Consider the following 12,269-nt stretch of genomic DNA (forward strand, 5'->3'; position numbering starts at 1 on the left):
ACATTCAGATGAAAACATCATCAAATAAATTATTTGAACCTGCTTTAGTGCAAACTGCGCTGAAACAGTCCTTCATCAAGCTTGATCCCCGGGTAATGATTAAAAATCCGGTGATGTTTACCGTGGAGATCGGCACGTTGATTATGGCCTATGTTACGGTCTACTCCATCAGCAATCAGGGACAGGGCTCTCCAACATATAACTTCATCATTTTTCTCATCCTGCTGCTGACCGTTCTTTTCGCAAATTTTGCTGAGGCAATTGCTGAAGCCAGGGGCAAAGCGCAAGCAGATTCCCTGAGGAAAACCAGGGAAGAAACGCCTGCAAAAGTAGTGCTTGCCGACGGAAAGATGGAAATCCGCTCGTCTTCTTTACTTAAAAAAGGCGAAGTGTTTGTATGCGAGGCCGGGGATATCATACCTACCGATGGAGAAATCATTGAGGGTATTGCTACCATCGATGAGTCTGCCATTACCGGCGAGTCTGCTCCGGTGATCAGGGAATCAGGGGGCGACAAATCCTCTGTGACAGGTGGAACGAAAGTGCTGTCAGACCGTATCAAGGTTCAGGTCAATACCCAGCCTGGAGAAAGCTTTCTGGATAAAATGATCGCCCTGGTAGAAGGCGCTTCACGCCAGAAAACTCCGAACGAGATTGCCCTGACCATCTTGCTGGCAAGTTTCACCCTGGTATTTATCATCGTATGCGTTACCTTAAAACCTTTCGCGGATTACGCGAATACTGCAATTACGATTGCGGCATTAATTTCCCTTTTTGTTTGCCTGATCCCTACTACGATTGGTGGTCTGCTTTCGGCAATTGGTATCGCTGGTATGGATCGGGCATTACGTGCCAATGTCATCACCAAATCCGGTAAAGCAGTGGAAACAGCAGGAGATATCGATGTGCTCTTGCTGGACAAAACCGGGACCATTACCATTGGTAACCGTAAAGCTACCGGTTTTTATCCAGCGCCGGGAGTGGAAATGAGAGCTTTCATCGAAGCCTGCGTGATGAGTTCGCTGGCTGACGAAACCCCTGAAGGTAAGTCTATCTTAGAACTTGCCGGCGAGCAAGGCCATAAGATTCAGGCCGCCCCTGCCGGATCGACGTTCATTAAATTTACCGCAGAAACCAGATCCAGCGGGCTGGATACCACAGATGGCGTAAGAACCCGCAAAGGTGCTTTTGATTCCATCAGAAACATGGTATTGAAAGCCGGAAACCCATTTCCTTCAGAGATTGAAGAACAGGTTAAAAAGATCTCCGGCAATGGCGGTACACCGCTGGTCGTATCGGTGAACGAAAAAACCATGGGTGTCATTGAATTGCAGGACGTCATTAAACCTGGTATCAGCGAACGCTTTGAGCGCCTGAGAAAAATGGGCGTAAAAACGGTAATGGTGACCGGTGACAATCTGCTTACTGCCAAATTCATTGCAGAAAAAGCCGGAGTAGACGATTTCATCGCTGAAGCCAAGCCTGAAGATAAAATGAATTACATCAAAGAGGAACAGCAGCAGGGTAAATTGGTCGCCATGATGGGCGACGGTACCAACGATGCACCGGCGCTTGCCCAAGCTGATGTTGGTGTGGCCATGAACAGTGGTACACAAGCAGCCAAAGAAGCTGGTAACATGGTAGATCTGGACAATGACCCTACCAAGCTCATTGAGATCGTGGAGATCGGTAAGCAACTTTTGATCACCCGTGGTACGCTCACGACCTTTTCCATTGCCAACGACGTCGCCAAATACTTCGCCATTGTACCGGCATTGTTCATTGCATCAATACCGGCACTGCAGCGCCTCAACATCATGGGCCTGCATAGTCCTGAGAGCGCAATTCTTTCGGCCGTAATCTTCAACGCGATCATTATTCCAATTCTGATCCCGCTGGCACTCAAAGGCGTGGAATACAAACCCATCGGCGCCAGCGCCCTGCTTCGCAGAAACCTGCTCATTTACGGTTTGGGCGGGGTGATCGCACCGTTTATTGGGATCAAAATAATCGACTTACTGGTAGGCTTATTTGTATAAGCAATCTGAAAAAATAGGAAATCATGAAAAAATACATTTTACAATCTATACGCTTAACTGCAGTGTTAATGGTATTGCTTTGCGTTATCTATCCGCTAATCGTTGCTTTTGCAGGAGGCTTCGCTGAAGGTAATGGCGGTGGTGAAAAACTCACTAAAAACGGGAAAGTGGTGGGTTATGCCCTGCTCGGCCAGTCTTTCACCAAACCGGAATATTTCTGGGGCAGGCCATCTGCTGTTGGATACAATGCAGCAGGATCGGCAGGATCGAACAAAGGCCCGTCAAACCCCGATTATTTGCAACAGGTTTCCGACCGGATCGACACCCTGTTGAAATACAATCCAACCATTAAAAAAGCGGATATCCCGGCTGATATGGTTACTGCATCCGGAAGCGGACTCGATCCCAATATTTCAGAGCAAGGGGCTATCATACAAATCAGAAGAGTAGCGGCTGCAAGAAATTTAGACGAAAAAACAGTGGTGGAACTGGTAGTTAAAAACACGCAGGGCCCACTATGGGGTATGTTTGGTCCAACTTCAGTTAACGTGTTGAAGCTCAACCTTGCCTTAGACGAATTAAAAAAATAGAGAAGTTCATTTACAGAATGATAATTACGATATATATGAAAAGAATATTAGTGCTGGCTGCGGCATTAACGACAGGATCTATAGCCTACGGTCAGGAAGAACCAAGGATCAAAGTGAGTGGATACCTGGAGACTTATTTTGGTTATGATTTTAACAAACCTTCCGATAACAACCGGCCGGGCTTTATCTATTCCCATAACCGTCATAATGAGTTCAACCTGAATCTGGGTTTTATAAAAGGCAGCTATGAAAATGGAATGGTCAGGGCAAATCTTGCGGTAATGGCCGGAACTTATGCAAATGCAAACCTTGCCGTGGAGCCAGGTGTGCTGAAAAACATTTTTGAAGCAAACGCAGGGCTGAAACTTTCAAAATCTGCCAACCTATGGCTTGACGGGGGGATCTTCTCTTCTCATATTGGTTTTGAAAGTGCAATTTCGAAAGACTGGTGGGTATTGACCAGAAACATTTCCTCTGAAAATACGCCATACTATGAGTCTGGCGCAAAACTAACCTACGGTACCAATGATGGCAAGTTTACTGCCGCTGCTTTCTACCTGAATGGTTGGCAGCGGATTACCCGTCAGAACGGGAACAGCCAACCGGCCGGTGGTTTACAGCTGACCTGGAAACCGACAGGAAAAATCACTGTCAATTACAGTAACTACCTGGGTACGGAAGGTGCTGATTCGGTCCGCGTCAGACGTTTTTATCATAATGTATATGGCATATTCCAGCTGACACATCAATTTGGGTTGACCGTTGGGTTTGATTACGGGACCCAGCAGCAAGCAAAAGGAAGCAGCGATAAAAATGAAGTACTGTCTCCTGTTGCCATCGCGCAGTACAAGATCACTGATAAATGGGCCGTGGCTGGACGGGTTGAATATTACGAGGATAGACATGGAATGCTGGTGGCAACCGGAACACCAAATGGTTTCAGGACAATGGGATATTCATTAAATTTTGATTATGCCCCGATCAGTAATGCCGTAATCCGCCTGGAAGGTAAAATGTATAGCAGTAAAGACCAGATCTTTGTCCGGGACCAGAACCCGGTGGATAACAACGCGGCGCTGACTGCAAGTATTGCGGTATCGTTTTAATTCGTAGAAAAAGGTTATGTAATTTTAGCATGGTAAAATAAGTTATGGAGCAGGACGACAAAGCAGGATCGGTCCGGAAATTTCTGGAGCTGGTTAAAAAATCCAGGCGGGGGAAATTCAAAGTGTACATCGGTATGAGTGCCGGAGTCGGTAAGACCTATCGCATGCTTCAGGAGGCCCATGCCCTGCTCAAAAGCGGTATAGATATACAAATCGGTTATATCGAAACACACAACCGGGTTGAAACACACGCTTTGTTGGCGGGCATTCCATTGATCCCGAGGAGAAAGCTCTTTTATAAGGGTAAGGAACTCGAGGAGATGGACGTGCAGGCCATCATCAACCTGCATCCTGAAGTGGTGATCGTGGACGAACTTGCACACAGCAACGTAGAAGGTAGCAAAAACGGAAAACGGTGGCAGGATGTGGCAGATATTCTGGACGCTGGAATCAGTGTGATATCGGCAGTGAACATCCAGCACCTGGAAAGTATGAACGAAGAGATCGAGACCATCACCGGTATCCCAATCACTGAACGTGTTCCTGATAAAATCCTGGAGACAGCGGATGAGATCGTCAATATTGACCTGACGGCAGATGAGCTCATTGACAGGCTGAAAGCCGGGAAAATCTATGACCAGACCAAGATTAAAAGGGCGCTGGACAATTTTTTTCAACCTGAGCGTATCCTGCAACTAAGAGAGATGGCGTTGAAAGAAGTAGCGCATCACCTGGAAAGGAAGATCAATATCGAGGTACCCAAACAAGTGAAGCTTCGGCCAGAAAAATTTCTCGCCTGTATTTCGACTAATCATGAAACTGCAAAGGTCATCATCCGCAAAACCGCCCGGTTGGCGTCGTATTACCGTTCACCCTGGATCGTATTATATGTGCAGCGGAGCAAGGAAGGAGGCAACCGGATCAAGCTGGATCTGCAGCGGCACCTGATCAACAATTTCAAGCTGGCCACGGAGCTTGGCGCCGAAGTTTTAAAAATAAAAAGTGAAGACGTCACTGAAACCATCACTAAGATTGCTGCCGAGAAAGAAGTTACTACTATCTGCATTGGAAAGCCGCATCTAAGCTTATTCCTGGTGATCCTGCGAACGGCTATATTCAATAAGCTCCTGAAGAACATCGCCCAAACAGAAACAGATCTGGTCATCCTGTCCTAAAGTAAATTAGAATTAAAATCTCATGAAGATAAAAACAAAACTGCGCCTCGGATTCGGGTTTTTATTCCTGGTCGTCATCGCTTTTGGGGGCATATCCTTGTACTACATGAACAAGATCTCTTCGAGTGCTAAGGTCATATTAAAGGATAATTATGAGAGTCTAAAATATGCCCGGGAAATCAGAAGCATGCTGGATGATAACGAGCTGCCGCTAAGCCCCGCTGCTATAGATCAGTTGTCTGAACAAATCAGGCTCGAAGAGAAAAATATTACCGAAGAAGGTGAAGGGAAGGCTGTAGCCGCACTGGCCGGGTCGTTTCGCCGGCTAACACGGCCAGGCGCTGATCTCTCCGTACAGAAAGAAGCGCTCAGGGAAATTCACCTGCAGCTCAGGGTCATTGATGAAGTGAACATGAAAGCGATTGTCAGAAAAAATGATGCGGCACAATATCATGTGGAAAGATCAGCCACTTACCTGATCTTTGCCGCCTCACTTTGTTTTATTATCCTTTTCTCCTTCAGTGTTAATTTTCCTGGTTTTGTTGCCAATCCGCTTCGGGAGTTTTCCGAAGCGATTAAGGCCATCAGCCGTAAAAATTATAAGCAGCGACTGGAATTTAAAGGTAATGACGAATTTGCGGAGCTGGCTGAAGAGTTCAATACCATGGCCAGTCAGCTTAACAAATGGGAAAACAGTAACCTGGCTAAACTTCAGTCTGAAAAGCTCAGGATCGAAGCGATCATAGGGCAGATGCAGGACGCCATTATAGGGTTAAATGAACAAAAGGAAATTCTTTTCCTGAATCAGGTAGCCAGTCAGTTGCTGAATGTGCATGAGAAAGACGTGGTAGGCGCAGATGCCAGGGAGTTGATGAATAATAATGACCTGTTGAGGAACATAATCCGGTCGAATAGTAATGACAAGCCATTGAAAATCTATGCAGACGGGAAAGAATCTTACTTTAAACTGGAGCGTCGCGAAATCATGGTGCCATCTTTTGAAGATCAGGAAGAGAAAGCGATCAGCAACTCGCTCAGAACCGCCGGCGAAGTGTACATTCTAAAGAATATCACCGAATATAAAGAGCTGGACGAGGCCAAGACAAATTTCATTGCGACGGTTTCTCATGAGCTTAAAACTCCGATTTCCTCTATCAAAATGAGTGTGAAGCTACTGGATGATGAGCGCATTGGTGAAATGAATACGGAGCAAAAGGAACTGCTTCAGCACATAAAGGAGGATTGCGGTCGGCTCCTGAAAATTACCAGTGAGCTGCTAGACCTGTCTCAGGTGGAAACGGGAAACCTGCAACTGAATTTCGTAAAATCAGATCCGAGAAAGGTGGCCATTTATGCTATGGATACTGTCCGGTTCCAGGCTGAACAGAAGCAGATTGAACTGGAGCTGATCAGCAGAAACGATTTGCCGAAGGTTTATGTAGATACCGAGAAAACCGCATGGGTACTCGTTAATTTTCTGTCCAACGCCCTGCGTTACAGCCCCCCGAAGTCCAGGGTGGTAATTCAAATCACTGAATCAGGAAACAGCATTGAATTTTCGGTACGTGATTTTGGTAAAGGAATTGACGAGCAGTATCAAAAACGTTTATTTGACCGGTATTTCCAGGTGCCTACAGATGGTAATAACAAATCTGGTTCAGGCCTTGGTCTTGCCATTTCCAAGGACTTCATTGAAGCTGAAGGCGGAAAAATTTGGGTAGAAAGTGCAATAGGCGAAGGTAGCAGGTTTTGTTTTCTGCTCCCTGTGGCGGAATAAGATCCTATGAGGGCGCTATCATCCTTAACAATAAGATAACAGTACTTTGTGGTTTCGTATATTGGCTTTTACAGAATTTTGTCTGTAAATCGCTAACTTGCAGTAGGGAAATGGCAATGTATTCATCAAAAAACTGGACTGACGAAATGCTGTTGGATTTAATCCGGCATCAGGATGATCGTGCCGCTTTCGCTGAAATCTATAACAGATACTGGGATTTATTAATTGACAGTGCTTACAAACGTCTAAAATCTCGTGAGCTATCGGAAGAGATTGTTCAGGACGTTTTTGTTTCCCTGTTTATTCGCAGACAGAAGGTACAACCTAAGTCTACTCTGGAAAGTTATCTGAGAACTGCCGTGCGCAATCAGGTGTTTCGCGCGTATTATGCGCGTGAAAGCCATGTCATGGTGCTCAATGACCTCATCGCAAGTAATCAGATTATTCCCGCTTTACCGGACGAGTTGCTGGAGGCCAAGCAGCTGCAGCAAAAGATTTACCTGGCTACAGATAAACTGCCGGAGAAATGCCGTGAAGTTTTTGTGCTCAGCAGGTTTGAGCATTTGTCTCACCAGGACATCGCTGACAGGCTGCAGATTTCAGTAAGTACGGTGAAAAAACACATTACCAAAGCTATGGGTATTTTGCGTACCGAACTTGGCAGCCATCGCATGGATCTGATGGCATTTCTGTTATTTCTGGGACTTCACCGATAAGCCTTCACTTAATAACAAAAATTATTCTACTGTAAATCAGTATGTTGTAGGAATTTCCCAATTCAGAGTAGCACCTGCGCGCCCATTTTTGAAGTATACCTGTAAGAAGGCTACAAAATGGATGAACAAGATCAATCTATAAAAAACTTGCTCAAGCAATTTCAGGAGGGCAATATATCTGAGCAGGGCATGCAGGAACTGATTGCCTGGTATGACACATTTGAAAATGACCCGGGTTATACGGATGGGCTGACAGAGGAATTGCGTCATAAGAACAAAGAGGAACAGTTTAATTTGTTAAGGGCTAAAATAGACAGCCAGCGCAAAGTTTCGATCTGGCCGAAATTGATGATTGCTGCCTCGACCGTAATTGTATTGTCTTTGGGATTGTACTTTATTATCTATCGCAAATCTCCTGCAGCAGAAACTGCTTTCGCGCAGATGGAACAATTTAAGCCTGGCGGAAACAAAGCTGTGCTGACACTTTCTGGAGGACAGAAAATTGTTCTGGACGATGCGGGGAACGGTAAACTGGCTGCCCAGGGAAATACAACGATAAGCAAGACTGCCGATGGTAAAGTAGTTTATGGCAGAGAAAGCAGTTCGGGAGCAGTAATGAACACCATGACAACGCCACGCGGTGGCCAGTATCACCTTGTTTTGGCGGATGGCACAGGGGTTTGGTTAAATGCAGCCTCATCAATCACTTATCCATCGGCTTTTACTGGTAATACGAGAGAGGTGGAAATTACCGGAGAGATCTATTTTGAGGTTGCGCACAATGCTGCCAGGCCATTCCGGGTTAAGTCTGAGGGTCAAACGGTTGAAGTTTTGGGTACTCATTTCAACATTAACGCCTATGCAAACGAAAGTGCTGTTGCTACTACCTTGCTGGAAGGATCGGTGCGCGTTGTTTCTGGTAATACCAGTAAAATTATTAAACCAGGGCAGCAGGCACAGCTGAAAGGATCAAATATTAGCCTGCGTGAGGTTGATGCGGACGAAGTGGTTTCCTGGAAAGTCGGTTATTTTGATTTTACAGATGCGGACATTCAGACGGTGATGCGCCAGATTTCACGCTGGTATGATGTCGACGTAGTGTTTGACGGCCCGGCTACAACAGAAACATTTACCGGGAAAATTCCCCGTTCATTTGATCTGGCAAAAACCATCAAAGTGATGCAGCTGTCCAGATCGGTTAAACTTACTGTAGAAGGAAGGAGGATAATGGTGAGATAGAAACTTTCTCTTCCATGATCCTGAAAAAAGAAGCCAGATGTGGTGGAACACAACTGGCCGAATCTGGGTCATGTTGATCAAAGCTGTGAACTTAATAAACTAATAACCAGACAAACAAACTTAGGCAATATTGTGGATGAATGCAATGTTGGCAGGTCTCGTCGGCCGCTAAGGGTTTGTCAAAACCAAACGACGGATGTATCAAAATCTAACAAGCAAACCGGATATGCTCCGAAGGCATATTCATAAACTATTATTAACAATGAAGCTGGCCACATTTCTGATCCTGATGAGTATTATGCAGGTGAGTGCGGGTGCTTTGGCACAAAAGATCACGCTGTCAGAACGAAATACGCCACTAACCAAGGTGTTCAAAAAGATTACCGCCCAAACGGGATATGCCTTTTTCGTTTCTGCCAGGACACTAAAAGACGTAAAGCCAGTAACGATTGAAGTGAGAAACGTAGCGTTGAAGGATGCACTGGAGCAGATTTTTAAAGATCAACCCATTGAGTTTACCCTCGCGGATAAAATTGTAACTGTTTCAAAACGGTTAGCGCCGTCCTTTCTGGAAAAAGTGGTGGATGCGTTTACGCCGCCAGAGGATGCTGAAGGGGTGGTTTTGGATGAAAAGGGGAATCCACTTGCGGGGGCGACGGTGAGGGTGAAGGGGACTAAGAATGTGGTCATTACTGATGCGAAAGGTCAATTTCATTTGATACGGCCTGATTATAAAGATCGATTGATCATTTCTTATGTTGGCTATCAGGATAAGGAAGTCGCCATCGAGGAAAATATGACGGTGAGGCTTGAGCTAAAATCTGCTGAGCTAAATGAAGTTGTAGTGGCTTATGGCAGGCAACAGCAGAAGTCAATTACCGGTGCTGTTACAGTTGTTACCGGGGATCAGATACAGGGATTGCCGAACAGAAGCTTCGATAAGAGTTTGCAGGGAATGGTTCCGGGGCTGGTAGTGACCAAAGGCAGCGGGCAGCCTGGGGGTGGTGTTTCTAATTTTATGTTAAGGGGTATTGCTACAGGAGGAGATCCGTCTTTGGGCAATCCTGTGCGCAACCCGCTTATTGTAGTTGACGGTGTTCCTGTGACACAAGTGCCGTCGATAACGAATAGAGCTGGTTCCGATCAACTTTCCTTAGTAAGCAACCCTTTAGCACAACTCAATCCAAACGATATTGAATCTATATCAATTTTGAAAGATGCGTCTGCTATAGCGCTTTATGGTTCCAAAGCCAGCAATGGTGTAATCCTTGTCACTACAAAAAAGGGTAAAATAGGTAAAACGAGGTTCACGTTTTCCCAACAGACAGATATTGCAAACAGAGAAAACAATGAGGTGAAGATGCTGAATCAGCAGCAATATATTGATCTGTTTGTGGAAACCTACAGAAATTCCTATCCCGATGCTACACGTGTACAGGTAATCGACTCACTTAAACAAAAGTTTCCGACGCGCTCGGATGGTAGTTTTTATCCACAGGTCAATTGGTTAGATGCCATTTCCAATAAAGCGGCTATAACCAACAGTACAAATTTTTCCATCTCCGGTGGGTCGCAAAAAGAAAACTTTTATGTTAGTCTGGAACGTACTGACGAAAAAGGCGTTATCAGAAATTCGGGATATGTACGGAACTCTTTTAGAATTAATTATGAAGGCAGGCCTTCAAATTGGTTTAAATATGGGTTCAACACCACATTATCGCATAACATACAAGATTATTCCGATCCGAATTTAATTGAAAAAGCCCAGTTCATGTCCCCGTTAAATCCAATTTACGATGAAAACGGAAGACTGATATATAATTTCAATTATGGGGCCTCAGGAATACAAAATGGACTGGAAACTTCCAGCCCGTTTGCGGTCGTGTCGCTCAACACCAATAGAAATACGGCATACAGGGCTTTGAGCAGAGGATATCTTGAGGGAAAATTTTTTAAATACTTTACCCTTTCTTCTTCTTTGGGATTTGACTTTATGCTGAACGAAGAAAAAATAAAAAGTTATCCAAAAGTAGCTTATCCTGATGACTACGGATATCCAATGACAGATGGGAAGATAGAAAGGAATAGCAAGAGGACTTCAAATATAATCCTGACAAACACGCTTGCCTTCAACAAATCCTTTGATGAAGATCACTCGGTGAACATATTGTTGGGCCAGGAAACACAGATGTTTGAAAACACAGAAGCATATGCAGTATTAACGGGGTTTCCGAATAATCCAACCTTGGAGGATGTGACAGGCGGAGGAAGTACTTTTAACGGAGGACAAACCAGCGGCAAACAAAACAGTGTTTCATATTTTAGTCAATTGAACTATGGTTTTAAGGATAGATATTTTGCTACCGGATCTATCAGGAGGGACGGATCATCAAGATTTGGAGCCAGCAATAAATTTGGTACGTTTTGGTCAGCTGGAGTAGCTTATGTTTTGAGTGAAGAGGCCTTTCTTAAGAATAAATATTCTTGGCTAAATTACCTCAAGTTACGGGGTAGCTTTGGTCCTGCAGGGAATTCTTCTGCTATTAAAGACACCTATAGGTTGAATCAGATCGTACCCGGTATCTTTTTAGGTAATCCTGTGGTCACACCGCAAGCGACCGATGTTCCGCCTGGAAATTCAGGAATAAAATGGGAATCTACCTTTACTTGGGATGCAGGTGTCGATTTACGATTGTTCAATAATCGTGTCACTATTACAACTGATTTGTATCAAAGGAACACTCAAAACTTCATTGCAATGGTTCCCATGGGATTCACAGGAGGATTCACTACGTATTGGGCTAATATCGGCGACATGCAGAATAAGGGTGTAGAAATTTCTTTGTCAGCGGATATTTTACGCTTAAAGGAGTTTGCTTGGAACGTAAATGTCAATTGGAGTCGGAACACCAATAAATTGACCAAGTCTTTTTATCCTGAAACAAATATGGGAGGAACGGTCAATAAGGTTGGGGAAGAGTACAATTCTTTCTATGCTCCGGTTTGGGCCGGTGTAGATCCAACAACCGGAAAGCCTCAATGGCTGGACAAAAGCCAAAATGTTACCGTTGAATATGCTAACCTGTATCTGCAGCGTGTCGGCAAAGCACAGCCTGACGGGATTGCAAGCATGACCAATACGATTACCTATAAATCATACAGTTTATCATTTAGTATTTACGGGTCATACGGTTCAACCATCCGGGTCGGCAATAAGTTCCAGAATGATGCGCTAGACCCTTATATTAATCAGAGTATTGCCGCATTGAATCATTGGAAGGCGCAAGGCAATAATGCCGTTAATCCACGCAGGCTGTTCATGGCGGGTTATGATGGGGTTCCGGTCGATTTTGGTACCAATCCATCAACGCGTTATTTTTTAGATGGCGACTTTATCCGCTTAAGTAATGTTCGGCTGGGTTATGCAGCTCCTTCCGCTGTGCTTAAACATTTGCACATAGACGGTCTGAACTTATTTGTGCAGGGTAACAACTTGGCCTTGTGGACCAAATACTCAGGCTCCGATCCTGAAAACATTAACGCTTTTGGAAGCAGCGGACAGGGTCTTTTATATCCTCAGGCCAGGATTTACAGTGCCGGCCTTAATATTTCATTTTAATTTTTATC

General features: G+C 44.8%; 8 protein-coding genes. All 8 read left to right on the forward strand.

Annotated features, from left to right (window positions below; translation table 11 throughout):
- Positions 1–8: 8 nt before the first annotated feature.
- The 8 genes from kdpB (at position 9) to P2W84_RS06500 (ending at position 12,261) form a co-directional block, all read left to right on the forward strand.
- A complete protein-coding gene (gene kdpB, locus P2W84_RS06465; RefSeq protein WP_276089302.1) occupies positions 9–2,039 on the forward strand; it encodes a potassium-transporting ATPase subunit KdpB in 2,031 nt (676 codons plus the stop codon).
- 23 nt (positions 2,040–2,062) lie between these two features.
- On the forward strand, positions 2,063–2,629 hold the full coding sequence (locus P2W84_RS06470) for a K(+)-transporting ATPase subunit C (protein WP_276089303.1): 567 nt from the start codon (positions 2,063–2,065) through the stop codon (positions 2,627–2,629).
- Positions 2,630–2,664: 35 nt separating this feature from the next.
- Positions 2,665–3,735 carry a porin gene (locus P2W84_RS06475; protein ID WP_276089304.1) on the forward strand — a complete coding sequence of 357 codons (1,071 nt, stop codon included), beginning with the start codon at positions 2,665–2,667 and terminating at the stop codon, positions 3,733–3,735.
- A 44-nt stretch (positions 3,736–3,779) separates the two neighbouring features.
- Complete coding sequence (locus tag P2W84_RS06480) at positions 3,780–4,910, forward strand: sensor protein KdpD (protein ID WP_276089305.1); 1,131 nt, start codon at positions 3,780–3,782, stop codon at positions 4,908–4,910.
- A gap of 22 nt (positions 4,911–4,932) precedes the next feature.
- The gene (locus P2W84_RS06485; RefSeq protein WP_276089306.1) at positions 4,933–6,687 is read left to right on the forward strand and encodes an ATP-binding protein; all 1,755 of its coding nucleotides are present in this window, start codon (positions 4,933–4,935) and stop codon (positions 6,685–6,687) included.
- Positions 6,688–6,833: 146 nt separating this feature from the next.
- Positions 6,834–7,403, forward strand: a complete 570-nt coding sequence (locus P2W84_RS06490; protein ID WP_276089307.1) for an RNA polymerase sigma-70 factor — start codon at positions 6,834–6,836, stop codon at positions 7,401–7,403.
- 147 nt (positions 7,404–7,550) lie between these two features.
- Complete coding sequence (locus tag P2W84_RS06495; RefSeq protein WP_276089308.1) at positions 7,551–8,642, forward strand: FecR family protein; 1,092 nt, start codon at positions 7,551–7,553, stop codon at positions 8,640–8,642.
- Positions 8,643–8,904: 262 nt separating this feature from the next.
- Positions 8,905–12,261, forward strand: coding sequence for a TonB-dependent receptor (locus P2W84_RS06500; protein WP_276089309.1), 3,357 nt, complete (start codon positions 8,905–8,907; stop codon positions 12,259–12,261).
- Positions 12,262–12,269 lie beyond the last annotated feature (8 nt).

Origin of the sequence: Pedobacter sp. JY14-1 (assembly GCF_029269825.1) — a bacterium.
Classification (GTDB): domain Bacteria; phylum Bacteroidota; class Bacteroidia; order Sphingobacteriales; family Sphingobacteriaceae; genus Pedobacter.

What these genes read in the sequence shown, in the direction of transcription:
- kdpB (WP_276089302.1), top strand. Translation starts at nt 9, where the DNA reads ATGAAAACATCATCAAATAAATTATTTGAACCTGCTTTAGTGCAAACT.
- P2W84_RS06470 (WP_276089303.1), top strand. Translation starts at nt 2,063, where the DNA reads ATGAAAAAATACATTTTACAATCTATACGCTTAACTGCAGTGTTAATG.
- P2W84_RS06475 (WP_276089304.1), top strand. Translation starts at nt 2,665, where the DNA reads ATGAAAAGAATATTAGTGCTGGCTGCGGCATTAACGACAGGATCTATA.
- P2W84_RS06480 (WP_276089305.1), top strand. Translation starts at nt 3,780, where the DNA reads ATGGAGCAGGACGACAAAGCAGGATCGGTCCGGAAATTTCTGGAGCTG.
- P2W84_RS06485 (WP_276089306.1), top strand. Translation starts at nt 4,933, where the DNA reads ATGAAGATAAAAACAAAACTGCGCCTCGGATTCGGGTTTTTATTCCTG.
- P2W84_RS06490 (WP_276089307.1), top strand. Translation starts at nt 6,834, where the DNA reads ATGCTGTTGGATTTAATCCGGCATCAGGATGATCGTGCCGCTTTCGCT.
- P2W84_RS06500 (WP_276089309.1), top strand. Translation starts at nt 8,905, where the DNA reads ATGAAGCTGGCCACATTTCTGATCCTGATGAGTATTATGCAGGTGAGT.